Below are 26605 nucleotides of genomic sequence, written 5' to 3' on the forward strand. Positions count from 1 at the left end.
TTAGTTTTAAACTTTCTTTTGGAAGATTTAAAACCGAAGTTTTATTTAACTCTCTGAGTTGTTCGTGCCTCGCTATGCGTTGGCGTTTCCCGTCTCAGTGGGGTCGCATTATAGGGAGATCCGAAAACAGATCAACCCTTTTTTTAGATCTTTTTACTGTTCGAACAAAAATAGAACAAAACCATGTAAAACCATATGAAAACCTTCCTAAGATGATGCTTTTTTGTGCTCTTATTTATTATTTAATACAAATATCATTGCTATGTTTGATTTAGACGTTAAGATAGCAAGTTCACAATGTTAAATTAATGTTTATTTCCTGTTTATTGGTAGATCTAAAATGAAATTACCCGATCAAAAATCTTTTATCTTCTCTGTTATTCTTGCTGTAGTTGGTTTTGTTGTTGTTGAGTTCGCTTTAGGCGGCTTAGCTTTAAACCCTGCATTACTATTTGGTGCTGGTTTATTAATAGGTGCGATTGCTATTGCTGCAATGTCATCTGATGTGACTGAAGAAGCTGAAGTTAAAACAAAAACGCTTTATGTTGGTAACCTTCCTTATCGTGCGAACGAAGGTGTGGTTCGTGCATTATTTGAAGAACAAGGCAAAGTATTCAATGTTCGTTTATTAAAGGATAAGAATACTGGCAAGCGTCGTGGCTTTGGTTTTGTTGAAATGGCGCAAGCTGATGCAGACAATGCAATTGCTAACTTGAACGATAGCGAGTTCCAACAACGTACTTTAAAGGTACGTGAAGCAAAACAAAAACAAGAAGATGATTCTAATGCTCTACGTACTGAGACGGATCAGTCAGTGTAACTAGCTTTACCGCTAGCTTATTGCTAAACACATCAGCCGTTGCATAATATTGCAGCGGCTTTTTTATGTCTGTTAGTTTATTCACACACAAGTTAAGTTGGTTAAGTAAGTAGTTGACTCTGTTTGCTATCGCTACACCTGAATCAAGTAATTTTACATTCCCTTCAAAATACTGACTAATAGGCTCTGCTAATATTGGAAAGTGCGTACATCCTAATACAAGTACATCTATAGTTTTATCTATATGTAGGTCATCAAGCACTTGATGCAACTTGTTTGTATCCAAAGACTCTGTAAAAAAGTATTGCTCAGCTAAAGTTACTAACTCCACACTGCTATATAGATTAACGGTTACATTACGTGCATGCTCAGTAATTAATGTTTTAGTGTATGAACTGGCGACCGTTGCCGGTGTGGCTAATAAGCCAATATGATTTGAACGTGTTAACTCTGCCGCAGGCTTTATTGCTGGCACAACACCTACTATAGGAATATCTGTCATTTGGCGAACAGCGCTAAGTGCAGATGTAGAAGCGGTATTACACGCTATTACAATTAAATCAACATTAAGCGTATTAGCTTTGATGAAATGAATAAGTGAGCATAATCGGTTAATGATGGTTTTTTGAGATTGAGCACCATAAGGTAGTAATGCATTATCCATAAAATAACTGTACTGAGCATTGGGGATACTTTGCTTTATATGCTCAAGTACAGTAGTTCCACCAATACCTGAATCAAAGACCATTATATGCGCTGACAAACTACCGTTCCCACTTTACTTTAAGAACGGCAGTTTGCCATGAGGTATTTATAAAAGAAAGTAGTTTAACTTTGCGTGGTTTCTAAATCAGTAAGCCTGTCGGCTGCCGAATTTAACTGATTAAGGTTTTCGAACATAGACTTTGTGTAATCTACTAACTTATCTATTTGCTCCTGATCTTGATTTAACCATTGGAGAATGCCAGCTAGCTGATTTTGTAATCCAAGCTCACCCGCTTTTTCAAAAGCATTTTTAAGGTCATCATTAAAAGGAGCTAAACCCTCCGCTACTTGTTTTTCTGGTGCTGGTCTATATTCTTCATAGCTTTTAACTGTTGCTATTGTTTTTGTTTGGCGTAAATCCATAGAAAAAGCCACCAGCTGATCGCTGTCTAAACTCAGCTCTTGCGCTTGTTCAAATGCTTCATCTAAATCACCACCAAAAAAGGTTTTACTTAAATCTTGTAAGTCTTCCATCATTACATTAATAGCTTCTTGCTCTTGCTCATTTAAGTCACCATTAACCGACATCGAAAATGATACCTGTCGAGATTGCGATGATGAGCTTGCAAACGACTCGCCATTATTGTTTTGCTGATAGCCACTTGCCGACTGAGATTCAAATGCATCTGCAAAGCTAATACTTACCTCGTCACCTTCTGCGGTGGTAAATTTATACTCTGCATTACTCGTCATACTGACATATTGAGCCTGGCTTATATTTACGCTGGCAGGTTGTGGGTTAAATAACGACTCTTCAAACTTATCGAGCCCATTGTAAATTCCCTCTTTGGACTTATTAATCCCCTCTTCCATGTCATCATTAAATACGCCTGTACCTTTGAGTTCATCAACAGCGTCGTCAATCCCTATTTGGACTCCTTTGCGCGCGTCGCCTAACATATCTTTGAGCTTTTCGTCATCAGCGCCGTTAGCTTTTGCTTTATTAACAGCACTACTTACAAAATCGAGTACGTTTTTTACTATTTCATTAAAATCAAATAGTGGTTTATCTGCTTTTTTTTCTGCGATAGGCAATCCAAGCTGCTCAGCCATTTTATCGCCAAGTACCTTTGCGGCCAACTCTCGGCCTCGTTGTTGATAGCTATCTTGAGGAGACGTAATTGTAGGTTGCTGTATATCAGCTTTATTATTGAATTTATTGATGTTGTTGTTTGGCATAAAGCCATAGTTACCTATTTTCATGATTCGTCTCCTAAGCGTGCGTAATTTATTATCGGCTATAACAATAAAAACTAAAGTACAATGTGCAATAAAACAGCATAAATGCTAGCCAAAACTAGACAAATACGTAGCGCTCCCTACAATAGCGCCGATAAACAGATCTTAGATAAGGTAGTAGCGTTAATGGCAGTTATTAAAATAGATACCACACAGTACCAAACGCAGTTAAGTGAAAAAGAGCAGCGTATTAGTGCACAATTCCAACGTTTTGGTGTGGAGCAACTAGAAGTATTTAGCTCAGAGCCAACTAACTACCGCCAACGTGCTGAATTTAGAGTATGGCACGACGGTGACGATCTGTTTCACATTATGTTTGATCAACAAACAAAAGAAAAAATCCGTGTTGATACATTTGATCCAGCAGCGCCTCTAGTTGGTGAAATAATGCAGGTGATGATTGAGCATCTTAAGCCTTGTGAAATATTACGTCGTAAGTTATTTCAAATCGATTACCTATCCACGCTAAGCGGTGAAATTTTAGTAAGCTTGCTTTATCACAAACCACTTGATGATGAATGGTTAAGTGAAATTAAAGCGCTTAAAGAAAAACTAAGCAGTAAATACAAAATTGACTTTATCGGCCGTGCTCGCAAACAAAAAGAAGTGCTGGGTGATGACTTTGTAACTGAGCGTTTAACAGTTAATGGTCAAGAGCTTATTTATCAACAAGTAGAAAATAGCTTTACTCAGCCTAATGCAAAAGTAAATATTAATATGCTGGAGTGGGCGCAAGATTTATGTAAACCACTTAAAAATGATTTATTAGAACTGTATTGCGGTAACGGTAACTTTTCAATTGCGTTAGCGGGCTGTTTTAATAAAGTATTAGCAACAGAAATATCAAAATCATCTGTTCATTCTGCTCAATACAATATTGCTAAAAACAACGTAGAGAACCTAGATATTATTCGTATGTCGAGTGAAGAGTTTACTCAAGCAATGAATGGCGAGCGTACTTTCTCTCGTTTAGACGGTATTGACCTTAAAAGCTATGACTGCCAAACCATATTAGTTGATCCACCGCGCGCGGGCATGGATGAATTAACGTGTGACTTAGTGGCTAACTACGAAAACATAATTTATATATCGTGTAATCCTGAAACCCTTGAGCGTGACCTTGATCACCTAACACGTACGCACAACGTTAAGCGCTTTGCTATATTTGATCAGTTCCCATATACACATCACATTGAGTCGGGTGTTTTCTTGCAGCGCAAATAACCAGCCAAAATTAAAGTGCCAGTACTTTTATAAGTGCTGGTATTTGCTCTTCGCTAAATACTTGAATACCATTTTTTATTAATAATGCTGTAGTTAAACCTAGCCCTTCGATTTTTACTCCGCGATGCTTTCCATCATATATTGTATTTCGTCCGCAAGAAGGGCTCGATTCTTTAAGTAGAGCAAAACGAACTTGATTCTTTTTACAGAGTTCTAGCGCTATATTAGCTCCAGTTTGAAACTGTTCTGTTACATCTTCTCCTAAATTAGTAACTACACTCCCCTGTATTATTTCAGCAGGAGCTCTAGGAGTAGGAAGCCCACCAGCGACCTCAGGACAAAACACAATTAATCTATTTTGTTTTTGCCACAAATTAAGCTGTGGATGCAAAATTGCGTGTCCTCTACCATCGTAGCGAACAGGCTGCCCTAGCAAACAACTCGATACTAATATTTTTTCCATCGCTATATCCTTATAAAGCAAAAAAGCTCCTTAAGGAGCTTTTTTTGTTTTAGCTAAATTTACTTGTTAGCTAAGTAATTAATCAGTTTGCTGATATCTTCTGGCTCAGTAATACCCGACTCACGACCTAGGTTTAATTTATACTTACCATTTACAATAAATGTAGGTACGCCACGTAGTGCGCCTTTTTCTTTAAAGTAGTCTTGATCACGTTTCATTTTAGAGCTTAGCGTACGTACCGAAAAGCTTTTAAACAGCTTATCAAACTTATCGCCATCAACGCCCTGCGCTACAAATATATCTTTTACATCTGCAAGCTCATTAAATTTAGCGCGTTTTGTATGGATATGATTAAAAATTGCAGAGACAATTTTATCTTTTTGCGGAAGTACTTCTGCAGTAGCGAGTGCTTGGCTCATCATCTGTTGGTTTTCTGGGTCGCGTACACCTACAAAATCAACATGGCTTTTTTTAAATTTAACGTTTTTATCAAGCTTAGGCTTAAACTCACCAATTAGTGCTTCCATGTTATTACATGCAGGGCAGTAAAATGAGAAAAACTCTTTGATTTCTGGCTTTTTAGTTGCACGCTCAGAAACAACGTCGTAATGCACGCCTTCTTCATACGTTGCTGCAAAGCTTGTTGCCGCCATAGGAAGTAGTACTGCAAGCAAACCTGCTTTAACTAATTTAATCATTATTATGCTCCGAAATTTATAGTGCTAATAAAAACGCTACTAACTCATCAAGTTCTTTTTGATTTTTGATGGTGTTGAGGTTTATTTTATATTTATCGTTAACAATAAAAGTAGGTACACCTGTAAGTGCGCCTAATTTTGAATATTTATTTTGTTTGTTTTGCATTGCTTGCTCAGCCGAAATAACTGGCATGCTTGCAATTTCTTGATCAAACGTTGCGCTATCAATACCGTTTACTTCAAGTAATTTTTTAACGTCTTTCATTTCAGTTAAAGGAGCACGCTGAACATGAATACTTTTAAAAATTTGATCGCTAATACTCTGCGCCTGACCATGCTGCTTAGCAATTAAGTAGGCAAAGCTTAAATTACTTTGTGCTTGTGGCGACACGCCACCTAAAAAGTTCACGTGGTTTTTAATAAACTCAGCGCCTTCTGGCAGGCCTTGTTCAATTGCTTTTGCTACTGGTTCAAACTTAAAACAATGTGGACAGTAAAATGAGAAAAATTCGGTTACTTGTGGTGATGTACTTTTGTCTACATCAATAACAGTGTATTGATTATCAACTTCAAACTGTGCAGCAAGTGCTGCAAATGGTAAACATAAAAGTAATAAACTCAGTTTTAATTTTTTAAGCATTTGTATCTCGTTGTACTTGTCTTTAAATAAAATATTACGGCAATAACTTTAACGGTGCTTCTTGCAGTGCTGCAAGTTGCTCCTTCAGTGCTAAAATTTGTTGCTCCCAGTATTTGTCATCAGCAAACCATGTAAAGTTCCGCACAAAGGCAGGATCGCTCCATCGTTTAGCTACCCATCCCATATAATGGATAATACGCATCGCTCGCAGCGGTTCAATTAATTTGAGTTGAGAGTGATCAAAATCACAAAACTCTTCATACGCATTCACAAGGGTGTCTAACTGTAACAGTTGCGTCGCTCTATCGCCACTGAGCATCATCCATAAATCTTGGATTGCAGGACCTTGGCGGCTGTCATCTAAATCAACAAACATGAGCGCATCACCTGCCCACAAAATATTACCAACGTGGCAGTCACCATGTAAGCGAATACTTTGCACATCTTTATACTGTTTTTGCGCCTGCTCTATCACTAAATCTAAAATAGTATAAAAGGCAGTATTTATTCCCATAGGCACTAAGTTACTTTTTTGAAGATGAACTTTGGCTGTATGTAAATACTCCTCGCAGGTAACTGTTGGCCTATAAGTAAAAGGCTTTGTTTTAGCTACTTGGTGCATACGGCCAATTAAACGCCCCATTACATCAAGTTGATCTAAGTTATCAACCTCAAATAAACGCCCGCCGACACTTGGAAACAACACAAACAAATAACCTTCGTGTTCAAACAAGCTTTTCCCATTATATAAAATAGGGGCAACAACAGGCACTTCCGCTTCTGCCAGTTCAAATGCAAAATCATGCTCTTCTTGAATTTGCTCTTTACTCCAGCGCTCTGGGCGATAAAACTTCACTACGTAACGCAGGCCATCATCGGCTTTAAATTGGTACACTCTGTTTTCATAGCTATTGAGTGCCAACAAACCAGATTCGGCGTACACACCTACGCTTTCTATTGCATCGAGTATTAGGTCAGGTGTTAAGTCAATAAAACTAAATTTACTCATACTCTTCTTATATAAAATAAAAAGCGGGTTATATACCCGCTTTTGTTAATTGCTATATCAACTTACCTATTTAAGGTAGGTTGTGATTATCGCGCTTTAAAAAAGTTACTCGACTGCGATATTGTCTCATCCGGCTCATCTACCGGTGAAAGCACAAAGTTAAACTCTGTCATCGACACCTTCAAATCATAAGGGTCCATTACAAGCGACAATGGCACATTATGAGATTGCCCTGCCTGCACAGTAAATGACTGCTTACCAATATACTTAAAGTTATCTAACCCTTGCACTTTAATATTAAAGGTTTGCTCGTACTGCGCTTTATTAATTACCTTTAATGTATAGGTGTTCTCTACTAAACCATCAAAATCGACACGATATAATTGATTTCGATCACGAATGATATCAAAGTCCATTGTTTTACGCAGCGCTATATTAGCTACAAGTGCTCCCGTAAGCACAACAAGTATGACCGTGTAACCAATGATTTTAGCTCGTAGTGGATTCGTTTTATTTTCTGGGGTTTCGAGGTTTCGCTCTGTCGTATATGAAATAAGCCCACGCGGGTATTCCATTTTATCCATTACGCCATCACACGCATCAATACATGCACCACAGTTAATACACTCAGCTTGTAACCCATTTCTAATATCAATACCTGTTGGGCACACTTGAACACACAAGTTACAGTCTATACAGTCGCCTAGCTCTAAATCTTCATGATCTACTTTACGTGAACGAGGACCACGGCTTTCACCACGGCTTTCGTCGTACGTTACAGTGTATGTATCTTTATCAAACATAGCTGATTGAAAACGAGAGTAAGGGCAAATGTGTAAACACATAATTTCTCGCATCCAACCGGCATTACCATAGGTACACGCAGCAAAGAAAATAATACTGACTAGTGCATAACCACCCACGTTAAACGTTACAAAATCAGGAAGTAACTCTCTGATTGGCGTAAAGTAACCCACAAAAGAAATAGCGGTATATAACGAAAACAATACCCAACTAGTATGCTTTGCCGTTTTACGCCAAAACTTATCAAAATTCATGGGTCTTTGATCGAGTTTTTTACGCTGATTAGCTGTGCCTTCAAGCTTTTCTTCAAACCAAATAAAAATAAAGGTCCAAACAGTTTGCGGACATGTGTAGCCACACCACACCCGTCCATAGAAGGTGGTCACTAAAAACAGCGCAAATGCTGCCAGCATAAAAATAAACGCTAATATGGTAAAATCTTGAGGCCATAGCGTTAAACCAAAAATATTGTATTTTTGACCAATTAGATCAAACAGTACTGCTTGCTGGCCGTTAAAATTAATCCAAGGAAGTAACATAAACGCAAGTAGGCCTAAAAAGCCAATGCGCTGCCTAAGTAATTGATGTAGGCCTTTTACGGCACGCACATAAATACGATTTCGGGGATTGAACCTATCATCTTGACGGCTTAAATCCGGTTTTTGGATTTTCACCTCTACAGGGATATTCTTTACTTTAATTTGCTTGTCCATCGAAGTTCCTCAACGCCGCTTGGAAATAAAAATCCAGCAATACTCAAGTACTCTATACTTAAAGCTAGCAAGTTACTTGCTAGGCAGATTTACTTTAATAAATTGCCTTCTCGAATACTTTCAGATATTTCAGAAATATCTGACTGCTGTTAACCATTATAACAATGTTGGTTAAAATTACTGGCATAGATCGCTAATAATTTATTCATCCCAGTTACTTGCTTTTAAAATGCAGTTTATTACACTGCATGGTAATTCAACCCTACTTAGATCAAGGTTTACGTATCCATGAAAAAATTTATTATTTTGGTAGTTGTGATCCTTGCCTTTTTTACAATCGATCATCCGCTTATAAAAGAACCTCGCGAAAGGTTATTAGGTGAAGGCATTGGTTTTTTAAGTGATGCAAGTAAGGTTAACAGAAGCCCTGCTGCAAATATGGCTAAAAATAGAATCAGCACTCAACTTAAATTGTCTGAATCTGAGGGTGAGTACGTAGAAAAAACGTTTACAACAGATGACTCTGTTCAGTTATTTCACCTACGCTATTGTCGTGAACGTGACTTAAACCTTTATTTTTATGGCGATCGTTTAAATACAGTATGTAAAATAGTGACTGAAGCATTAGAGCAAAAGCGAGCAAAGTAGTGGATTTTTCAGGATTAAATAAAAAAGCAAGCGACTCATTTCATAAACAACGCAATATGCTCAAGCAATTGGCACAAGGCAAAACGTTAAAGTGTGAGAAGTGTAATGGGGTTTTAACACTTAATTTAGCCACCAGTGAACCTGGTAAAGGCGTAGTAAAGTGCAAACAAGGCTGCACGGATATTATATTAGAGCTAGGCACTTAGATTAAACTAAGCGCCTGGTATTAATAATTACTCTTCCCAACTCTCGTCGGTTATCAAACCGCTATTAATTGCGACCACTTCAATTAGTTCAGCAAACCCTAATGCAAAGTCACCCATTGATTCATATTGGTACTGACGCAAGGCTTCTATAGTCATGTTATTTTGTTTGGCAATCTGAGCTATTGCTAGCTGGTCAAGTGCAAAAAAGCTTAATGTACTTAACGCACTTTCTAATGCTTGTTTAAAGTCAGTGTCTAATTGCGGTGCATTTAACAAAGGCTCTGCGTAAGCTTTGGTTGCAACTAAGAAACCTTTACTCCATGACTTACAAAACTCAGCATCAAATGTGTTAGGTAATTTGTATCCTGTTTCAAATACTTGCTCACTAATTTTATGATATAGCGCCATAAACAAGAAAAGTACTTCTTCATCTAAATCATTAGCTGTATTTGGTAATATCTGCTCAAGCCACTCATGCACATCTAATGGATTGGGCGAACAAATAACGCCAAATAAATAGCCTTGGCTTTGTTGAAGGGTCATTGCTTGAGATTGGGTATTTAAAAATGTGCTGAGCTGCTTTGCGTGCAGCTCAGTAAATTGGGGTATTTGCATTAAAACTCTTTATATTCAAACATTAAAAGTTGAGCGGGTAACGACCTTGGCTATCTGGACGGCCTAAAAATTTAACCGCATCATGTACATCTTTAGGTAAGCTAGCATCTGGTTTTACATAACCTGCCACACTAAAGTCGAAATTAGCTTTAAGTGTAGCATCTGCCTCAAGGCCAAGCGTATTATCAGGGTCAATTAATATAGCAATATCGCCCGACTTACAGCTTAACTTACCAGCCAGAGGGCCAATATTAAACCACCCATTTAAGCCTTGCACGTCAATATTAGGGCTCGCTATTTCACCTTTTAGTGAATCACAATAAGGTGCACCTGAGCTGTATTCATCAAGTTCTAAAATTACACGTCCTTTAGCGGTTACAGGTAGGGGAAGCTGCACGCGCTGCATTGCACGCTCTACTGTTGAGCGCACTAGGCCGTCAGTCACTTTAACTTCTTGATTAAAAAGCCCATAACTTACATCAGCATAACCCGAGATATCACTACGCTCTCGTGCATTACCAAACTTCACATTCGCATTTAGCTTGCCTGTAAATAACTTCCAGCCAGCAATGTCCCAGCGCACATTATTTAACTGTTCACCATCAAAACGAACTTGCATCATTTGACCTTGCCAAACAGTGCCTACAGTTTGGCCTACTTCTAATTGCTTTGGAAAGTACGGTTTTGCTATATCTAGTGCAATATGTGCTGGTAATTTAATAATACAAAACACAATAAAACTAATTAAAAAGACAGCCGATAACGTTATTATTTTTTTCATTAATTAATTCTCTAATACTAAACGGCTTACACGCACATAGCCTGATTTATCATCGCGGCTCAAATCTAAGTTTTCAATTTTTAAGCCATGCTGATTCACTAACTCATCTAACCACTCTATTAACTGATTAAATTCTACAGAGTCGAGCGTCAAACGTAGCGAATCACTACTTGGCTGCATTTTACTAATACTTATTTGATGGCGCCCACGTGTAGAATTAACAATTTGGCTTAAGTTTGCATTGCTAGCAACACTGGTGTTACCCGCAGCCTTTAGTTTAACAATACTGTCATCAACCCAAGCTAATAGCTCTTGTTGTTTAATTTGAGATTGCTGTGCCTTTTCTATCGCATTATTTAATGGTCGAAATATTCCCATTACTAAAACAAAAATAATAAACACGCCACCAGCGACCATTACCAATTGTTGTTCTTGCTCTTTAAGCGAGCGCCATTGTTGCATTAACTGCTTTTTCATACTGCACCTCGCAGTTTAATTTCACCAACGACATAATCACCGTCATTATTTAAAGACCCTTGCTCAACAGTTAAACCTTGTTTTTCAAGTATGATTTTTACTTTACCAAAAGTTTGGAAGTCTTTAGCGCGTGCACGAATGCGCAGCTCATTGCGACGTTTGTCATAACGAAGTGTTTCAGGTGTAAATTCGCTAACTTGCGAAAATACATCAACCAAATTAGTCGTTAAGTCTAAAAAGCCCGACTCACTTGAGCCTTGCACTTTATCTAACGCGCCTTTAATTTGGCTTTTAATTAGATTGGGGCGAACTTTAGTTCCTGGAAATGCTTTTTGGTATCTGTCGACTACTTGAGCTTTAGCTAATTCTACTTGTGTATTAAGTTGGTGTAACTCAATAGCTTTTATTGTAATCGTAGAAACCAATGCAACACTTGCTATAATTGCGGCGCCTTTCCAGTAACCCCACCATAAGGCGCTTTGCTTTTTAAGCTGATACATACCTTGGCGTAAGTTAAAATTAACGCTATCTAACTGCTTTGCAAATAATGCTAGAGGTAAGTCGTACTCACTTGTTTGCGCTTGTAAGTTAACGCTTTCTGGAAACTGACTAGCTGGGCTAAAATGCTTAATATCAGGATTACCCATGGCTGTTAAGTAGCCATTTAACCAACTAGATTCAACCGCACCAATATGCCATTGCCCTTGCTTAAATAACCATTGGTTATTGAGCTCGATAGCGGTGACTGCGCCATCATCTGCAAGCGGTAACAACAAAGCATCGGGTAATATTCTGTATACTGATAGATTATGCTCTACAAATAATGCGAGCCATTGTTCAAACCATTCACGGTCTGTCATTGCGACACGAATTGCATGTTGCTCACCAAGCATTGTCGGCTGCGCTACTGCTATAAACAGTTCATCTACGTCACATGCTATATCTTCTTCAAGCATGTATGGCAATGCTTGCTCAAGCTTGCGATTCCATTTTGTTGGCAAAGCGACCGTTTTTAATTGCACTTGATCACTTGGTAACAACACGACCACTTCTCGGGTAAGTGCTTTTTCGCTTAGCTCACTTAAATGCTCTGCATTTGGTAACTCGCCACTGGCTATTATTTCTTGTTCTTGTGGTGAGTAAATCAACCAATTAAGCAATTCTTGCTCGGTTTGACCCGTGCGGATCAACAGTATTTCTGTCACTGTACGCCTCCAAATTTTCGCGCCAGTATCGTTACGTCACCGTCTTTAGCGTGCAGTAATGTGGTCATCGAAAAACGCAGGTCGACAAAATTTGCCTGCGTTTGTAATTTAAAATATTCGCTTTTAATACTAAATAAACTTTTGACTGAGTCGGTATTAGTACCGCCTTGTTGCTTCACCTGTTCAAAAAATTCATCGATGGTGTCAAAGCCAGTTTGCGGTCTTGCACCTATCACAGCCTCTGCACCAGATAAGCTCAAGCTTTCTATTAAGGCACTGAGTATAAGTGCTTGCTCTGGGATTAATGTATTTACGTTAATAGATAAAAGCGTACTGCCTGGTATTACACATACATATGGCAGTACTTTTTCCATCACTAATGGGTTGAAGCCCTTAACCAAGCGTAATTCCGATGCTGATGCAAATAAACTATTGGCTGTCATATACGGAAAATCTCGTGATAAATACTCGTCTTCTTCTGCGCCTGAGCGATATGTAATACTGTCCTCGTCAAGCCAATCAAATACGCTATCTGCCATTGTCTCTTCTGATTCATCAGCAGGTAAATCTTCAATGTTTTCAAGTAATGCAAATAGTGCTTTATGTGCAGGGTTTGTTTTACTTGCGCTATTTTCTTCTGGCGCTATGGCTAAAGCATTTAAATTTAGACATGCTTGTAAATCAGTAATTTTGCCACTTAACGTGCCGTTATCAACAGGGTATGAAGCATCACCTTGAGTTGCCCAAACTTGATCAAGTGTTGTTTTATCAGCATCATCTTTTTTACTTTGTATTAGCCCTTTAATAGCAAGCTCTTCTGCACCGTAAGCGTACCATTTAGCTTGCTGATGACCTTGCAAATTAGTACTTTTTTGCACTTGAACCATTAAATTAGCACTCATTTCTACTGCTAAAATAGCCGCTAATGCCACAATAAACAAAACAATAACAAGTGCTGCGCCGCGCGATGATTGCTGCTTAACCATTATTCACATCCGTACTTTGTGTAGCAACAACTTTGCCTTGCCCAGGAACTAAAAATACACGACGAATTGGCTCTGCTTCTATTTGTTGCAAAGTAACAGCAACCGCTTTAGGGAGAGCTTTAATTTCCCACTGTTCTTGCCATTCGTTTTTATCATCCAAAAACTCAAACTTAAGCTCTTCAACATTTTCTAGTACACGTTGAACTCGCGGTTCCATATTATCAAGCTGATCAACATAAACCCGATAAACACGCTCAAGGTTATCGTCTATCACTCTATAACCAACGGCTTGTAGTTCTGAACGTGGCAATAAATTAATTGGATTTATCCAGCCATCTCGTACAAACGCAATACCATCGTATTGGCTTTCTAAAACGTAACGACCAGCAAGTAAATATTGTTCTTGAACATCACCAGATTCGTTTCGTACTGCACGTTTAGTCATTTGGCTAAAATCTTGATCCATTAACCTAAATGTTGTTCGCAACCCATTTAACTCAGCAATTTTTTCATCGGAGGCATCTTTTGCTCTTGTTGTCGTCTCTAATATTTGATGAGTAGCAATAATAACAAAAGCTAAAATACCCAGTGCTACCATAACTTCAAGTAATGTAAACCCGCGCTGCTTCACTTACTTTTTGCCTTTATTTAGATACGTTGATAACTCATATGCCGAATGCTCATATTTTTCATCCGTAAAAACATTTATGGTTAACTTAACAAAGCTTTTGTCAGCAGTGGCTGTTACTTCTTGCTGCCAAAACCATTCAACACCGCCCATTACTTCGCTGCCTTTAAGGTTATTTTTGCCTTGCCATTGTTCGCCTTTAGTACGCTGTTCAATAATAACGTTTTCGGCGACCCAAGATGCATAGGTTTGCTCTTCAATAGTCGTTAAGTGGTGTATGTGCTCGCTTGTTGCTTGCATTGCAGCTATACCCGCCATGGCACAAATACTTAATGCCACTAATACCTCTAATAAGGTAAACCCTTTAGTGCGCTTCATTATTCTGGCTCTCGGCGAAAGTTTACTGGTGCAGCAAATTCACCTTCAATGTAATACACAGGCTCGCTTTGCTCTTTTAACTCTAATATAAGTTGAAACGCGCTTACCTCACCTGATGACAAAATAAGTACTTGTGGGATTTTCAACTTTTTAAGCTCAAGTAAGCTGTCTTCATCGCCGCCACTCATAAGTTCGCGCCAGTTAGATTGCTCTAAGAGGTTATCTTGCGCCCACGCTAAATCTTCTAAGTTAAGAGTGAGCTTTAATCTTTCATCTAACTCTATTGGTTTAAAAAGGTCTTCACGGTCAAAGGTAATCCACTTTTCACCATCGAAAACTAAATACTCTAACGTATTTTCTTCTACTAATAAGCCCAATTCAACTTGGTTTAAAATGGCAAATTCCGATGCCATGTTAATGGTGGTATGCAGCCTTAATGCTTGAGTATCTAACTCTTCCTCAGCACCGCCTTCTAAGCTATATACCACCATTTTTGTAGCAAAAGCGATGATCACTAATACCACTAAAATTTCTATTAAACTGAAGCCTCTGCTTTTTGCATGGCGCTGCTTAAGGCTTGCTTTCATAGCAAGCCTCTAGCATTAACATGTTCATACAAAGCAGTGTACTTAAACATTATTGTTTTTCTTCGTCCCAGTTACCGATATCGTCATCAGTACCTACTTCACCATCTGGGCCCATAGAAAAAATATCAAACTTGCCAATTTCACCTGGGCTAATTAGCTGATATAGATTACCCCATGGATCTTCTGGTAATTCATTAATAAAACCACCGTCAGGGAAACGTTTTGGAACCGGTTCAATGCTTGTTTGAGTAACTAGCGCTTCAAGACCTTGCTCTGTGCTTGGGTAGCTCTTATTTTTAAGCTTGTATAAGCTCATTGCATCTTCTAATTGTTGAATATCTAGATGCGCTTTATCGATAGCAGCCTCTTCTTGCTGACCCATAATGTTAGGTGCAACAATTGACATAATCATTCCGATGATAACCAGTACCACCATCACTTCTAGTAAAGAAAAACCTGATTGTTTATTCACGTAATTACCTCATTATTCTAAAAACATTAAGTAAAAATGGTTTAGGTAAAACCATTAATATATTTAAAAGTTTATTCTAACTTAAAGTCCAACAGCTTTATTCATCGCCATTATTGGCTGCAATATTGCCATTACTATAAATAATACAATAACCGCCATTGAGGCGATCATCGCAGGCTCTAGTAGTTTAAGCGACACATTAACCATGCTCTCAAATTCGCGATCTTGGTTATTTGCAGCACGCTCTAACATTTGCTCTAGTTCACCTGATTTTTCACCACTTGCTATCATATGCAGCATCATTGGTGGAAACAACTTAGTTTGCTGAAGTGCAGCTCTTAAGCTTGCACCCTCACTCACTCTGTCGGATGCATCTGCAACCGCTTTTTTAATTTTTTCGTTAATTAATACGCCGCCCGAGATACGCATTCCTTCAAGTAATGGTACCGAGCTTGACGATAAAATACTTAAAGTACGTGCAAAACGTGCGGTGTTAATACCACGAGCCACTTTACCTATACCTGGCATATGTAGCACTCGGTCATCCCACCAAAAACGTATTTTAGGCTGCTTAAGTGCATGCTTAATACCAATGGCTATAGCTGTAATAGCTATTAAACTAATAAACCAATAATTTTGCACAAAATGGCTGCCTGCCATAACCCATTCGGTTGTCCAAGGAAGTACTTGTTTCGTTTTTTCAAACGTTTTTAATATTTTTGGTACTACAGTACCAAGCAATACCGACACAATACCAATTGCAAATACCACTAAAATAATAGGGTAAACCATAGCCTGAGTTATTTGGCTACGCATATGTTGGCGCTGCTCGGTATAGTCGGCTAAACGATTAAGTACTTGGTCAAGGTGACCCGACTTTTCGCCTGCGGCTACCATTGCACGATATAAGTCGTCAAAAACATGAGGAAACTCACTAAGACCATCGGCAAGGGTGTAACCTTCGACTACTTTTGAGCGTACCGACATAAGCATCCGCTTTAAACGCGGCTTTTCGCATTGCTCAGCAACCGCCATAACAGCGCCTTCAACAGGAAGTGCCGATTGAATAAGTGTTGCTAATTGCCTTGTAATTAATGCTAAGTCTGAGGTTGAAATTGTCGGCTTAAAAAAGCCACCGAGTAAAGGGGCTTTTTCGCCTTTGACTTGTTTATCACTTTGCGCCGCAGGGACAACTTCAAGCGGCGTAAGTTTTTGATCACGTAAAGTTTGGCGAATTTGTTTAGCTGTATCGGCTTCTAAAATGCCTTTTTTTTCTTTACCTCGGCCATCTAAGGCACGGTATTCAAACGCCGCCATAGTTAACCTTCCTCACGGGTAACACGCAATACTTCTTCAAGTGTTGTTTTACCTACAAGTACACGGCTACAACCATCTTGGCGAATACTTGGGCTGCGCTTACGAATGTATTTCTCTACGCTTTGCTCGCCTTTACCGTTGTGAATCATTTCGCGTATTGTTTCATCAACTACAAGTAACTCGTGAATACCCGTTCGACCACGATAGCCATTAAAGTTACACTCTTCACACCCTACTGCTCGATAGATTGTCGGTTGGCTTTCAAAAGGAACCCCTAACAGCTGGCATTCATGCTCATCAGCCGTATGACCTTCTTTACAGGTATTACACAATGTACGTACTAAGCGTTGCGACAATACACCGAGTAACGACGATGAAAGTAAGAATGGTTCAACACCCATATCTTCCATACGTGTAATTGCACCCGATGCGGTATTAGTATGCAGAGTAGACATAACAAGGTGGCCGGTAAGTGACGCTTGAACACCAATTTGCGCAGTTTCAAGGTCGCGTATTTCACCCACCATTACTACATCAGGATCTTGGCGTAATATTGCACGTAAACCACGTGCAAATGTCATATCAACTTTTGCATTAACTTGTGTTTGCCCAATGCCTGGAATTTCGTACTCTATCGGATCTTCAACGGTAAGAATATTGCGATCGCGTGAGTTAATTTGGCTCATACCAGCATATAGAGTGGTACTTTTACCAGAGCCCGTTGGCCCTGTTACTAAAATAATGCCGTGGGGTTTACTAATTAAATCTGAAAACAATGCACGGTTATCTGCGGTCATACCTAAATCTTCAAGGTTTAAACGCGCGTTGTTTTTATCAAGTAAACGCAGTACTACACGCTCACCAAAGCTCGATGGCATTGTAGACACACGCACATCAACTGCACGCCCGGCAATACGTAAGCTAATACGGCCATCTTGTGGAATGCGTTTTTCGGCTATATCAAGCTTAGCCATTACTTTAATACGAGACACAAGTAACGATGCAAGTTTACGATTAGGCTTAAGTACTTCTTTAAGCACGCCATCGACCCTAAAACGAATAACAAGCTCTTGTTCGAAGGTTTCGATATGAATATCAGAAGCCCCTTCTTTAATCGCTTCACTTAGCATGGCGTTAATAAGCTTGATTATTGGCGCATCATCGTCACCAGCCAGTAAATCTTCAGTTTGCGGAAGTTCATCAGCAAGTGAGAATAAATCAACCTCGTTGCCAATATCTTCCATCATTTGTTGTGTTTCAGAGCTATCACGTTGGTATGATGCTTCAAGCAATAGCTCAAATTTATCATCAGCCAATTGCTCAAGTGTAAAACCATGGCCTGCGATACGGCGTACTTCTAATAGTACTTCCACGTCTAGCTCACCACGGTAGTAAACTATACGGTGATCTTTGTTTTTACCAAGCAACACACCTGCACGTCTTGCATAGGAAAACGGCAAACGCTTTGCTGGTAACTCAACTAACACATCACTCGTTAATAGCTCATCCTGATTATGCGTTTTAGGATGAACCACATCTTGGTTTATCTCTTGAATCGCATTAGTCATCTTTACGCTCTTGTGCATTTTGTTTACGCAGAGACTCTTCATACGTAGGGGGTAGTACTAATTCGTCATTCCACTCAGGTAAAATAGGCGTATCAGTCATTGGCATTAACTCAATACCGTCTTCTTTTTGTTTAAACTGCTCACCACGAATAAAGTTATATTTATTAAAGCTTAACTTATTCATGCTTACACCATCACGAATAATGGTTGGGCGAATAAATACAATAAGATTACGCTTACGACGCGTTGTATTTGTTGATCTAAACAGGTGTCCTAAAATAGGGATATCGCCTAATAACGGCACCTTAGAAACACTTTCTTGTACGTCTTCGTCAATTAAACCGCCAAGTACAACCATACCGCCATCATCGGCCATAACAGTTGTTTTAATTGAACGCTTATTTACTGAAATATCAACCGCAGTTGCACCACTTACGCTCGATACTTCTTGCTCAATAGTAAGCTGTACTGCTGAACCATCATTAATCTGTGGCGTAACTACCAGCTTAATACCGACTTCTTGACGCTCAACTGTTTGAAATGGGTTAGCATTGTTACTGCCTGTTTGTGAGCCTGTAATAATAGGTACTTCTTGACCGACTAAAATAGAGGCTTCTTCGTTATCCATTGTAGTAATAGAAGGGGTAGCCAAAATATTTGAATTTGTATCAGTGGCAACAGCCTGAATAATTGCGCCCCAATCATTTTTAACAACGCCCAGCGCTAAACCATTAATGCCACTTAGCAATGAAGCAAGCGCATCATAGTCACCCTCAGTCGTTTCATCATAACTGGTAACGTTTCCTGACTCTGTACCAATGATAGTCTTAGTTACCGTTGTATCTTGTGCTTGCTCTGCAGCAACAGCTAACGAGCCCACGGGAACCGTAGTGCCGTTGTTAAACTGCAGCATACCACCCTGCTCAGAAATCCACTGCAGCCCTAAGTTAACCCCGTCGCCTTCCATTACTTCAATAATAATAGCTTCAACCAGTACTTGGGCACGGCGAATATCAAGGCGTTCAATTACTGATTCTAATGATCGCATTGTGTCTGGCTGTGCGGTGATAATTAATGAGTTTGAGTCTGGGTGAGACTCTATACTGCTTTCATTATTGCTTCTGCTACGAGTTTTAGTAGTACCGCCTTGTGCATCTTCAACAAGTGACTTACTAACACCTTGCAATACTTTGACTAAATCTTCAGCTTTAGCATAATTTAGGTAAAACACCTTGGTGTTACCTTGGCTTTCTAGCTCACCATCTAAGCGCTTAATAAGCTCAATAGCACGTGTACGTGCTTGGCCTTCACCACTTACAATAACGCTATTAGTTCGGCCATCAGCCACAACTTTTGGAATTAAAAATTCAGGTACGCTGCCTTTACCGCTGTCTTTATAAATATTGTCTACTACAGAGACAACATCATCTGCCGTCGCATATTTAAGCTTAACAATGTCTACACGTTTGTCACCCGCTTGATCAACAGAGCGAATAATCTCAACTAAGCGATTAACCGATGCAGCATGACCTGTTAGCATCATTACGTTAGCCGCATTAAAGTTAGCAACGTGGCCACCATCTTTTTGATCGCTAAATTGACGAACTAGAGGACCAAGCTCCTGCACACTTACATTTTTAACACGTACAACACGCGTAATCATCATGTCGCCGCTAGCTTCACTACCTTCGTCAATAAGTGGCACATTTGATTTTTTAGCGTCTGAACTTTTTTCTACCTTAATTATGCCATTGTCCATTTCAACAGCTGAGTAGCCATAAACTTCCAATACATTTAAGAAGAACTGATAATAAAGTGCTTCGTCCATTAACTCATAACTGCGAACATTTACCTTTCCGCGCACGTTAGGGTCAATAATGACTGTTTTATTAAGGTTTTTACCAACAATATTAATGAACTCGTTGATATCAGTTCCTTTAAAGTTAGCAGCATATTCAACAGCAGAAACAGACAAAGAAATACTTGCCGCCAAAAAAAGTGCTGCGTACTTAGCTAACCCTTTTTTAATTTTTTTGAGGTGTAGCACCTGAACCATCGTATTAAAACTCCAAAGCTAAATTATTGCAGACTAAATTGCACATCAATTTGTTCACCATCACGTTCTATAGTGATATTGGCATCTGTACTATTACGCAGCTCATTAATAGCTGACATAGCCTGTTTTAAATCTGTTAATTGATAGCCATTTATAGAAATGGCTAAATCGTTATTTTTTAAACCCATTTGCTTAAACAGCTCAGGCTCTTTACCTGGACTTAAGCGATATCCAATTAGCTCACCATCATTCATGGCTTGTGAAACACGTATATAGTCAAATAGCTTGCCCGGCTCTTCGAGTAACTCTTCACGTGTTTCTATAATTGCTTCTTTAACGTCCGGATCTGCAGTGGCATCTATTTGTAGATCACTTGGTTCTAATTTTTGCGGACCCATTTCAGCATCATCACGCGCAGCGAGTACTGGCATAGACACCGTTTTATTAAAATCGAGTCCATCAAGCATTAATGTTTCAAAGCGTCCATTAACACTCAAAATAATACGATCCGGCAATATTTGTGCAACTTCAGCACGCGTACCCGATACTACTTCGTCAACAAGATAGCTTACTTGCTTACCTTGTGATTCAATAATTGCGATACCTGCTTTGTCATCGTTATTAACCGCTACAATACCGGTTAAATTGATACTTAAGCGCGTTTCTGGCGCATTATTTATTACCTGCGATTGCTTTGCAGTATTATTGTTGTTTGTTACAGTTTTTTTACCAAATAAAAATTGCTCAATAATATGCTGCGCTGAGTTGTTACTCGCACCAGATGACTGGTTAGCATAATGAGTAGGGGTAAGTAGAGTTACTGGTGGTTTTGGCCACAAAAGCCAAACAAGTTTTGATAATAAAAATGCAAGATAAACAACAACTAACAGTGTCACTAATGCACTTAATTTAGCATGCGGTAACCGCGTTAAAAATTGTTTTAGTTGTTGGATTTGCTGTTCCATAAATAGTGTTCTTATTTTAATTTACTGCGTTAGCGCGTACCCATAGTACCCTTTCATTTTTCTTTCAACAAGCACACTAATATTAAACTTTGTAAACAGATTAAATTAACTTTACATAGTAGTACAAAAAGTAAACGGCTGTTGTAATACCTTCATCCTACGATGATTTCATGATAAATTTTAAGCTATAAAAACGTGGGGAAATGCCTTATGAGTAAAAAAAGTAATGCTAATACCAACTCAGACCATGCAGATGAGTTAAAAGTTCGATTAGATAAATGGTTATGGGCTGCACGATTTTATAAAACTCGTGCTGTTGCACGTGAAATGGTGCAAGGCGGCAAAGTACATTATAATGGCCAACGTACAAAAGCGAGCAAAATAGTAGATGTTGGTGCAAAAGTAAAACTTGCTCAGGGTGTAGATGAAAAACTGATAACTATACTCACAGTGCTTGAAAAACGTCAAAGCGCCCCCATTGCACAGACCATGTATCAAGAATCTGATGCAAGTATTGCTAAACGCGAAGAAAACAGCATCGCACGCAAAAATAACAGTTTTTTTGCTCCTCATCCGGATAAAAAACCAGATAAAAAGCAAAGACGCGAACTTTTAAAAATGAAATCAAGTTAGGTATAGCCACTCATGCAACAAGATTTACTTCACCGTTATTTATTCAACGAACTAGATGTTCGTGGCGAACTCGTACAAATCGAGAATGCTTATAATGAAATGATTGCCGACCACAATTACCCAGCCCCTGTTAAAGCATTACTAGGTGAGCTACTTGTTGCAACCTGTTTACTAACCGCAACTTTAAAGTTTGAAGGTGAAATTGCAGTACAGCTTCAAGGTGATGGCCCTGTCAAATATGCTGTTATAAATGGTGATGACAAACAAAACATGCGTGGTATTGCACGCCTGCAAAGCGAAATTACGGGTACAACTGTAAAAGAGCTTATTGGCCAAGGCTATATGGTGATCACTATTACACCAAGTAAGGGTGAACGTTACCAAGGTATAGTGCCCTTAGAGCACGATACTCTGAGTGAATGTATAGAAAGTTACTTTGAGCAATCAGAGCAATTAAAGACACGTCTTTGGTTTGCAACCGACACAACTGAAGGTAGCGCAAAAGCATGTGGTCTATTTTTACAAGTACTCCCAGTTGATAAACAAAAATCAATTGAAGACTTTGCGCACTTAGAAGCATTAAGTAACACCATTAAAGATGAAGAGTTGTTACATCTTGATGCAAATACAGTCCTTACACGTCTTTACCACGAAGATAACCCTCGTGTATTTGAGCCTCAAGCGATTAAATTCAAATGCGGTTGTAGTCGTGATAAAACAATTACTGCACTTGTTAATATTGGACAAGAAGAACTACTTAAAGACGTAACCGAAAAAGGGTCTGTTAATATTAACTGTCATTACTGTTTAAAAGAGTATGTTTTTAACGAACAAGATATAAAAAGCATTTTCAACTAAATGTTCAGCTTCATCTATATATAGTAATTAAAGCCGCAAAATATGCGGTTTTATATTATAAAAAGATGATACCGGTGTCATCTTTTCTGCTAATTTCATGACACCGGTATCATTGAAATTATTCATGTTTTTTCTTAAATATATGTGTTTTTAGAGGCTTTACGGGCTCGAATATCTTAAAACCTTCTGTTACTATAATTTCAGTTTAAGGGCACTGATAACCCCAGAGCTATCCGTTCAAACTCTCACACATAGTTAGGTATAAACATGACTACAGGCGCTACACGTTTTGTCGATTTAACCGCAGCTGAACTTGTCGAGCATGCGATCCGCCGTGGCGAAGGTACTTTAGCCGCAAATGGTGCTTTTGTTGCAATTACAGGAAAACGAACTGGTCGTTCACCAAAAGATCGTTTTATTGTACAAGAAACAACAACTCAAGATGATATTCAATGGGGCAACGTTAATCGTCCATTTGATGCAGACAAATTTGACGCATTATGGGCTCGCGTAGAATCACATGTTCAAAGTAATGACCACTTCACCTCTCACCTAGAAGTTGGCGCAGACCCTGAGCATTATCTACCTGTAGTTGTAACTACAGAAACAGCGTGGCACCATATTTTTGCCAAAAACATGTTTATCGAACCGCAAAACTATAACGCTTCAAACTTACCACAATGGCAAGTAATGAACGTTCCTTCGTTTGTATGTGAGCCAGAACGTGATGGCACAAATAGCGATGGCACCGTCATTATTAACTTTGCACAGCGTAAAGTATTACTAGCAGGTATGCGTTACGCCGGTGAAATGAAAAAATCGATGTTTTCTGTACAAAATTTTCTACTACCAGCAAAAGGTGTATTACCAATGCACTGTTCTGCTAATGTTGGTGAAGCAGGCGATACAGCATTATTCTTCGGTTTATCTGGTACAGGTAAAACAACACTTTCAGCAGACCCTACTCGCTTTTTAATTGGTGATGACGAGCACGGCTGGGCACCTGGAAGCGTGTTTAATATTGAAGGCGGTTGTTATGCTAAATGTATCGACCTGTCACAAAAGAATGAACCTGTAATTTGGAATGCTATCCGCTTTGGCACTATTTTAGAAAATGTAGTGTTAGATGAAAAAGGCGTTCCAGATTTTAACGATACTAGCCTTACTCAAAATAGCCGTGCAGCATATCCACTTGAACACGTTGAAAAACGTAAAGTAGAAAACCGCGCAGGCGAACCTAAGGCTGTTGTATTTTTAACTTGTGATGTAAGCGGTGTATTACCACCCGTCTCTATACTTAGCGAAGAAGCTGCTGCTTTTCACTTTTTAAGTGGATACACAGCAAAAGTTGGTTCTACTGAGATTGGTTCAACTAGCGATATTGAATCAACATTTTCGACATGTTTTGGCGCGCCATTCTTCCCACGTCCTGCTGGTGTTTACGCTGAACTTCTTATGAAGCGTGTACGCGAGTTTGGCGCTAAAGTGTACCTTGTGAATACAGGTTGGACTGGCGGTCCTTACGGCACAGGTAAACGTTTTGATATCCCAACTACTCGTGCAGTAATTGATGCAATCGTATCTGGTAAATTAGCGGGTGTTGAAACTCAGCACATTGATGTTTTAAACCTAGATGTACCGGTAGCAGTTCCAGATGTAGATACTAACTTACTTAATCCTATTAATACGTGGGAAGATAAAGCTAAGTACAATGAATATGCAGCAAAACTTGCCGCAGACTTCACTGAAAACTTTGCTAAGTATGACGTATCAGACGATATAAAAAATGCAGGACCTAAAGCTTAAATAAGCTTCAAGCTTGTACTTTAACGCCAGCCAAGAGCTGGCGTTTTACTTTCTAAATACCTAATTTAATAAGTGCGACAAAATGCCGCACAACTCATATCAAAAAACCATATAATATACCGCGTAATTAATCATTCTTTAATGCCCAATAAACCTGCATTACTCATTACGACTATTTAATTAATGACACTAAAGCTTTCATGGCGAAAAACATTCAGGCGGTTACATTTATACTTAGGTCTATCGGTAGGTGTTTTACTTGCTATTATTAGCCTTTCTGGCTCCGTATTAGTTTATTACCCACAAATAGACTCACTGTTAAATCCAATTAATGACACTACCACTAATACAAAACCACCTAATTGGGATCAAGCATATAATACGCTAAGAGCCAATTTCCCTTCAAAGCAAGGGCCATGGCGATTAGAAAACACAGGTATAAACTCAGTAATTCCCGCGCGATACTACAATCCAATAGAAACAAAAGAGCAAGGCTTTGCTCCCTTAATGGTATGGCTATCTAGCAGTAGTGATAAAGTAATACGTAAAAACTATTGGGGAAAATACTTAGTAACTTGGATGTACAACTTACATTTTTCATTACTAACAGGAGGAACGGGCACTCTCGTTGTTGGCTATATAGGCATAGCCTCAATAGTTCTTTTTATCTCTGGATTCTTTGCTTGGTTTCCAAAGCCTGGGCAGTGGGTAAAGGCACTAAAATTTAAATCTCGTAGCTCTAAAATAGGTTTGCTATACGACTGGCATAAACTAATTGGTTTAACCTTCTGCATACCGCTACTAGCTTTAACTGTTACAGGTGTTATGCTCGCTATTCCAAAGCAGACAGGTCCTATATTAATAGCCCTAGTTGACGATATAAACTCCCCGCCAAAAACACAAATACAGCCTTGTAAACAATTCAATATTCCTTTATCGCAAGCAATACTAATAGCACAAAAAGCATTACCGAGTGCGCGTTTAGCTTGGATTGAAACACCCTCAAACTTAAATGCTATTTACAGATTTAGATTTCAAACTGTAGACGATCCTTCGTATCGCTTCCCACATAGCTATATAGAAGTTAATGCACTTACAGGAAAGTTAGAGAGCGTGTTTAATATAGATAAGCAAAGTACGGCTAGTAAAATAAAAAACTGGATACACCCTCGACATGACGGCAGCATTGGCGGTAACATTTTAAAAGTCATTTGGGTGCTGAGTGGCTTTGGACCTGCTGCATTGTTCTTTATTGGCGTATATAGATGGTTAGTTAGCACCAATAGAATATAAAATAAACTTTACGCCAATCTACCTAATTAAATGATCTATTTGAGGACAAAAATTTCTTTATTTCGTTGTTCTCGTCAATTACTCCTAAGTTGCTCAACCTTCTGTATCCATGCAATCGTATATCAGAAATTTCTAACGCAATTAGTGTCAAGTTCAATCCACTAAATTGATTAGGTATTATTGCCGATTAGTATAATTATCAGGTATGTGTATTTATTCTGCACGCGCTAAAACTACAGTTAGTTACAGATGTAATGCGGTAAATCACTTAGGTAAACTTAGCGCACAATAGTGCCACCCAATTAATTGCTTACTAGTGTCTGTAAATAAGGCTATATACCTAATGGGAATGTCTAATAGGCTACTGAATAGTTAAAGCAAGGCTCTTTACAATGTGAAGCCTGCGTAATGTCACGATACCCACAGCGGTGGAGAGTCACGTAGTAAATGCTACTTTATTGGCCGAATGGGGTATTGAGGGTTTTTGTTGTGATTCTAGCGTCGGGAGTCGCTATGCTCACCCGCCCTACGTGATGCGTGTTGATGTGAGTGTGTGTTAATTGCGCGCATTTCACTTTTCTGCAGACGTAAAAAAGCCCGAATCGTTAGATTCGGGCTTTCTACAATTTTAAGCCTGGTAATGTCCTACTTTCACATAGCAAATGCTACACTATCATCGGCGCTGTTTCGTTTCACTACTGAGTTCGGCATGGAGTCAGGTGGGTCCAAAACGCTATTGTCACCAAGCAAA

Annotated in this window: 28 protein-coding genes and 1 rRNA gene; 8 read left to right on the forward strand and 21 right to left on the reverse strand. The window is 38.9% G+C overall.

Going from position 1 to position 26605, the window contains the following annotated elements; genetic code table 11:
* Positions 1-340: 340 nt before the first annotated feature.
* Positions 341-820 carry an RNA recognition motif domain-containing protein gene (locus tag I6E82_RS19395; protein WP_007582860.1) on the forward strand — a complete coding sequence of 160 codons (480 nt, stop codon included), beginning with the start codon at positions 341-343 and terminating at the stop codon, positions 818-820.
* On the opposite strand, the gene murI is transcribed toward I6E82_RS19395, so the two are convergent.
* Positions 783-1583 carry a glutamate racemase gene (gene murI, locus I6E82_RS19400; protein WP_121954890.1) on the reverse strand — a complete coding sequence of 267 codons (801 nt, stop codon included), beginning with the start codon at positions 1581-1583 and terminating at the stop codon, positions 783-785. The genes I6E82_RS19395 and murI overlap by 38 nt on opposite strands.
* A 65-nt stretch (positions 1584-1648) precedes the next feature.
* Positions 1649-2788 (reverse strand): DUF5610 domain-containing protein, encoded by a 1140-nt coding sequence (locus I6E82_RS19405; protein WP_197118506.1) that lies wholly within the window; start codon positions 2786-2788, stop codon positions 1649-1651.
* 162 nt (positions 2789-2950) lie between these two features.
* Between I6E82_RS19405 and trmA the strand changes: the two genes are divergently transcribed.
* Positions 2951-4048 (forward strand): tRNA (uridine(54)-C5)-methyltransferase TrmA, encoded by a 1098-nt coding sequence (gene trmA / locus I6E82_RS19410; RefSeq protein WP_121954891.1) that lies wholly within the window; start codon positions 2951-2953, stop codon positions 4046-4048.
* Positions 4049-4058: 10 nt separating this feature from the next.
* Here trmA and I6E82_RS19415 read toward each other — a convergent pair whose 3' ends face one another.
* The 5 genes from I6E82_RS19415 to ccoG form a co-directional block, all read right to left on the reverse strand.
* Entirely contained in the window at positions 4059-4511 is a 453-nt protein-coding gene (locus tag I6E82_RS19415; protein WP_010555408.1) for a DUF523 domain-containing protein, read from the reverse strand.
* A gap of 59 nt (positions 4512-4570) precedes the next feature.
* The gene (locus tag I6E82_RS19420; protein WP_007586562.1) at positions 4571-5209 is read right to left on the reverse strand and encodes a thiol:disulfide interchange protein DsbA/DsbL; all 639 of its coding nucleotides are present in this window, start codon (positions 5207-5209) and stop codon (positions 4571-4573) included.
* Positions 5210-5225: 16 nt separating this feature from the next.
* Positions 5226-5849, reverse strand: a complete 624-nt coding sequence (locus I6E82_RS19425) for a thiol:disulfide interchange protein DsbA/DsbL (protein WP_007586563.1) — start codon at positions 5847-5849, stop codon at positions 5226-5228.
* Positions 5850-5883: 34 nt separating this feature from the next.
* Positions 5884-6858 (reverse strand): serine/threonine protein kinase, encoded by a 975-nt coding sequence (locus I6E82_RS19430; RefSeq protein ID WP_101217255.1) that lies wholly within the window; start codon positions 6856-6858, stop codon positions 5884-5886.
* A gap of 86 nt (positions 6859-6944) precedes the next feature.
* A complete protein-coding gene (ccoG, locus tag I6E82_RS19435; RefSeq protein ID WP_007586568.1) occupies positions 6945-8375 on the reverse strand; it encodes a cytochrome c oxidase accessory protein CcoG in 1431 nt (476 codons plus the stop codon).
* A gap of 288 nt (positions 8376-8663) precedes the next feature.
* Between ccoG and I6E82_RS19440 the strand changes: the two genes are divergently transcribed.
* Both I6E82_RS19440 and I6E82_RS19950 read left to right on the forward strand, forming a co-directional pair.
* Entirely contained in the window at positions 8664-9023 is a 360-nt protein-coding gene (locus I6E82_RS19440; protein ID WP_007586569.1) for a hypothetical protein, read from the forward strand.
* Positions 9023-9229: a hypothetical protein gene (locus tag I6E82_RS19950; protein ID WP_007586570.1), complete on the forward strand. Its 207-nt coding sequence runs from the start codon at positions 9023-9025 to the stop codon at positions 9227-9229. The genes I6E82_RS19440 and I6E82_RS19950 overlap by 1 nt, the downstream gene beginning before the upstream one ends.
* Positions 9230-9256: 27 nt before the next feature.
* On the opposite strand, the gene I6E82_RS19445 is transcribed toward I6E82_RS19950, so the two are convergent.
* From I6E82_RS19445 to gspC, 13 genes are all read right to left on the reverse strand, one after another.
* Positions 9257-9844, reverse strand: a complete 588-nt coding sequence (locus I6E82_RS19445; RefSeq protein ID WP_197118507.1) for a UPF0149 family protein — start codon at positions 9842-9844, stop codon at positions 9257-9259.
* 22 nt (positions 9845-9866) lie between these two features.
* Positions 9867-10625: a type II secretion system protein N gene (locus tag I6E82_RS19450; RefSeq protein ID WP_007586576.1), complete on the reverse strand. Its 759-nt coding sequence runs from the start codon at positions 10623-10625 to the stop codon at positions 9867-9869.
* A gap of 3 nt (positions 10626-10628) precedes the next feature.
* Positions 10629-11102 (reverse strand): type II secretion system protein GspM, encoded by a 474-nt coding sequence (gspM, locus tag I6E82_RS19455; protein ID WP_010555411.1) that lies wholly within the window; start codon positions 11100-11102, stop codon positions 10629-10631.
* Positions 11099-12307: a type II secretion system protein GspL gene (gspL, locus tag I6E82_RS19460; protein ID WP_007586580.1), complete on the reverse strand. Its 1209-nt coding sequence runs from the start codon at positions 12305-12307 to the stop codon at positions 11099-11101. Before gspL ends, gspM begins: the two co-directional genes overlap by 4 nt.
* Positions 12304-13293: a type II secretion system minor pseudopilin GspK gene (gene gspK, locus I6E82_RS19465; RefSeq protein WP_169061445.1), complete on the reverse strand. Its 990-nt coding sequence runs from the start codon at positions 13291-13293 to the stop codon at positions 12304-12306. The genes gspL and gspK overlap by 4 nt, the downstream gene beginning before the upstream one ends.
* A complete protein-coding gene (gspJ, locus tag I6E82_RS19470; RefSeq protein ID WP_197118508.1) occupies positions 13286-13924 on the reverse strand; it encodes a type II secretion system minor pseudopilin GspJ in 639 nt (212 codons plus the stop codon). The genes gspK and gspJ overlap by 8 nt, the downstream gene beginning before the upstream one ends.
* Positions 13925-14299: a type II secretion system minor pseudopilin GspI gene (gene gspI, locus I6E82_RS19475; RefSeq protein WP_002962039.1), complete on the reverse strand. Its 375-nt coding sequence runs from the start codon at positions 14297-14299 to the stop codon at positions 13925-13927.
* Entirely contained in the window at positions 14299-14886 is a 588-nt protein-coding gene (locus I6E82_RS19480) for a pilus assembly FimT family protein (RefSeq protein WP_010555414.1), read from the reverse strand. The genes gspI and I6E82_RS19480 overlap by 1 nt, the downstream gene beginning before the upstream one ends.
* A gap of 49 nt (positions 14887-14935) precedes the next feature.
* Positions 14936-15358, reverse strand: a complete 423-nt coding sequence (gene gspG, locus I6E82_RS19485; RefSeq protein ID WP_007586585.1) for a type II secretion system major pseudopilin GspG — start codon at positions 15356-15358, stop codon at positions 14936-14938.
* 81 nt (positions 15359-15439) lie between these two features.
* Positions 15440-16675, reverse strand: coding sequence for a type II secretion system inner membrane protein GspF (gspF, locus tag I6E82_RS19490; protein WP_002962033.1), 1236 nt, complete (start codon positions 16673-16675; stop codon positions 15440-15442).
* Between the two features lie 2 nt (positions 16676-16677).
* Positions 16678-18243, reverse strand: a complete 1566-nt coding sequence (gspE, locus tag I6E82_RS19495; protein ID WP_010555415.1) for a type II secretion system ATPase GspE — start codon at positions 18241-18243, stop codon at positions 16678-16680.
* Positions 18236-20299, reverse strand: coding sequence for a type II secretion system secretin GspD (gspD, locus tag I6E82_RS19500; protein WP_197118509.1), 2064 nt, complete (start codon positions 20297-20299; stop codon positions 18236-18238). The genes gspE and gspD overlap by 8 nt, the downstream gene beginning before the upstream one ends.
* A 23-nt stretch (positions 20300-20322) precedes the next feature.
* Positions 20323-21264 carry a type II secretion system protein GspC gene (gene gspC / locus I6E82_RS19505; RefSeq protein WP_197118510.1) on the reverse strand — a complete coding sequence of 314 codons (942 nt, stop codon included), beginning with the start codon at positions 21262-21264 and terminating at the stop codon, positions 20323-20325.
* 210 nt (positions 21265-21474) lie between these two features.
* Here gspC and hslR point away from each other — a divergent pair, with 210 nt between their 5' ends.
* The 4 genes from hslR to I6E82_RS19525 all read left to right on the forward strand — a co-directional run bounded on the left by hslR (position 21475) and on the right by I6E82_RS19525 (position 25854).
* Entirely contained in the window at positions 21475-21897 is a 423-nt protein-coding gene (hslR, locus tag I6E82_RS19510) for a ribosome-associated heat shock protein Hsp15 (protein ID WP_024598238.1), read from the forward strand.
* 12 nt (positions 21898-21909) lie between these two features.
* Positions 21910-22755, forward strand: a complete 846-nt coding sequence (gene hslO / locus I6E82_RS19515) for an Hsp33 family molecular chaperone HslO (protein ID WP_024598239.1) — start codon at positions 21910-21912, stop codon at positions 22753-22755.
* Positions 22756-23022: 267 nt separating this feature from the next.
* Entirely contained in the window at positions 23023-24561 is a 1539-nt protein-coding gene (locus I6E82_RS19520; protein ID WP_197118511.1) for a phosphoenolpyruvate carboxykinase, read from the forward strand.
* A gap of 183 nt (positions 24562-24744) precedes the next feature.
* On the forward strand, positions 24745-25854 hold the full coding sequence (locus tag I6E82_RS19525) for a PepSY-associated TM helix domain-containing protein (protein WP_197118512.1): 1110 nt from the start codon (positions 24745-24747) through the stop codon (positions 25852-25854).
* 632 nt (positions 25855-26486) lie between these two features.
* Here the strand turns inward: I6E82_RS19525 and rrf are convergent.
* Positions 26487-26601: ribosomal RNA gene (rrf, locus tag I6E82_RS19530) — 5S ribosomal RNA — on the reverse strand.
* Positions 26602-26605: the final 4 nt, after the last annotated feature.

It is taken from the genome of Pseudoalteromonas sp. NZS11 (assembly GCF_015864765.1).
Lineage (GTDB): Bacteria > Pseudomonadota > Gammaproteobacteria > Enterobacterales > Alteromonadaceae > Pseudoalteromonas > Pseudoalteromonas arctica.

What these genes read in the sequence shown, in the direction of transcription:
- I6E82_RS19525 (WP_197118512.1), top strand. Translation starts at nt 24,745, where the DNA reads ATGACACTAAAGCTTTCATGGCGAAAAACATTCAGGCGGTTACATTTA.
- I6E82_RS19405 (WP_197118506.1), bottom strand. Translation starts at nt 2,788, where the DNA reads ATGAAAATAGGTAACTATGGCTTTATGCCAAACAACAACATCAATAAA.
- I6E82_RS19520 (WP_197118511.1), top strand. Translation starts at nt 23,023, where the DNA reads ATGACTACAGGCGCTACACGTTTTGTCGATTTAACCGCAGCTGAACTT.
- I6E82_RS19440 (WP_007586569.1), top strand. Translation starts at nt 8,664, where the DNA reads ATGAAAAAATTTATTATTTTGGTAGTTGTGATCCTTGCCTTTTTTACA.
- gspM (WP_010555411.1), bottom strand. Translation starts at nt 11,102, where the DNA reads ATGAAAAAGCAGTTAATGCAACAATGGCGCTCGCTTAAAGAGCAAGAA.
- gspI (WP_002962039.1), bottom strand. Translation starts at nt 14,299, where the DNA reads ATGAAGCGCACTAAAGGGTTTACCTTATTAGAGGTATTAGTGGCATTA.
- gspD (WP_197118509.1), bottom strand. Translation starts at nt 20,299, where the DNA reads ATGGTTCAGGTGCTACACCTCAAAAAAATTAAAAAAGGGTTAGCTAAG.
- hslR (WP_024598238.1), top strand. Translation starts at nt 21,475, where the DNA reads ATGAGTAAAAAAAGTAATGCTAATACCAACTCAGACCATGCAGATGAG.
- gspF (WP_002962033.1), bottom strand. Translation starts at nt 16,675, where the DNA reads ATGGCGGCGTTTGAATACCGTGCCTTAGATGGCCGAGGTAAAGAAAAA.
- I6E82_RS19430 (WP_101217255.1), bottom strand. Translation starts at nt 6,858, where the DNA reads ATGAGTAAATTTAGTTTTATTGACTTAACACCTGACCTAATACTCGAT.
- I6E82_RS19480 (WP_010555414.1), bottom strand. Translation starts at nt 14,886, where the DNA reads ATGAAAGCAAGCCTTAAGCAGCGCCATGCAAAAAGCAGAGGCTTCAGT.
- I6E82_RS19425 (WP_007586563.1), bottom strand. Translation starts at nt 5,849, where the DNA reads ATGCTTAAAAAATTAAAACTGAGTTTATTACTTTTATGTTTACCATTT.
- gspK (WP_169061445.1), bottom strand. Translation starts at nt 13,293, where the DNA reads ATGGTTAAGCAGCAATCATCGCGCGGCGCAGCACTTGTTATTGTTTTG.
- ccoG (WP_007586568.1), bottom strand. Translation starts at nt 8,375, where the DNA reads ATGGACAAGCAAATTAAAGTAAAGAATATCCCTGTAGAGGTGAAAATC.
- gspE (WP_010555415.1), bottom strand. Translation starts at nt 18,243, where the DNA reads ATGACTAATGCGATTCAAGAGATAAACCAAGATGTGGTTCATCCTAAA.
- trmA (WP_121954891.1), top strand. Translation starts at nt 2,951, where the DNA reads ATGGCAGTTATTAAAATAGATACCACACAGTACCAAACGCAGTTAAGT.
- I6E82_RS19415 (WP_010555408.1), bottom strand. Translation starts at nt 4,511, where the DNA reads ATGGAAAAAATATTAGTATCGAGTTGTTTGCTAGGGCAGCCTGTTCGC.
- I6E82_RS19445 (WP_197118507.1), bottom strand. Translation starts at nt 9,844, where the DNA reads ATGCAAATACCCCAATTTACTGAGCTGCACGCAAAGCAGCTCAGCACA.
- I6E82_RS19395 (WP_007582860.1), top strand. Translation starts at nt 341, where the DNA reads ATGAAATTACCCGATCAAAAATCTTTTATCTTCTCTGTTATTCTTGCT.
- gspC (WP_197118510.1), bottom strand. Translation starts at nt 21,264, where the DNA reads ATGGAACAGCAAATCCAACAACTAAAACAATTTTTAACGCGGTTACCG.
- I6E82_RS19420 (WP_007586562.1), bottom strand. Translation starts at nt 5,209, where the DNA reads ATGATTAAATTAGTTAAAGCAGGTTTGCTTGCAGTACTACTTCCTATG.
- hslO (WP_024598239.1), top strand. Translation starts at nt 21,910, where the DNA reads ATGCAACAAGATTTACTTCACCGTTATTTATTCAACGAACTAGATGTT.
- I6E82_RS19450 (WP_007586576.1), bottom strand. Translation starts at nt 10,625, where the DNA reads ATGAAAAAAATAATAACGTTATCGGCTGTCTTTTTAATTAGTTTTATT.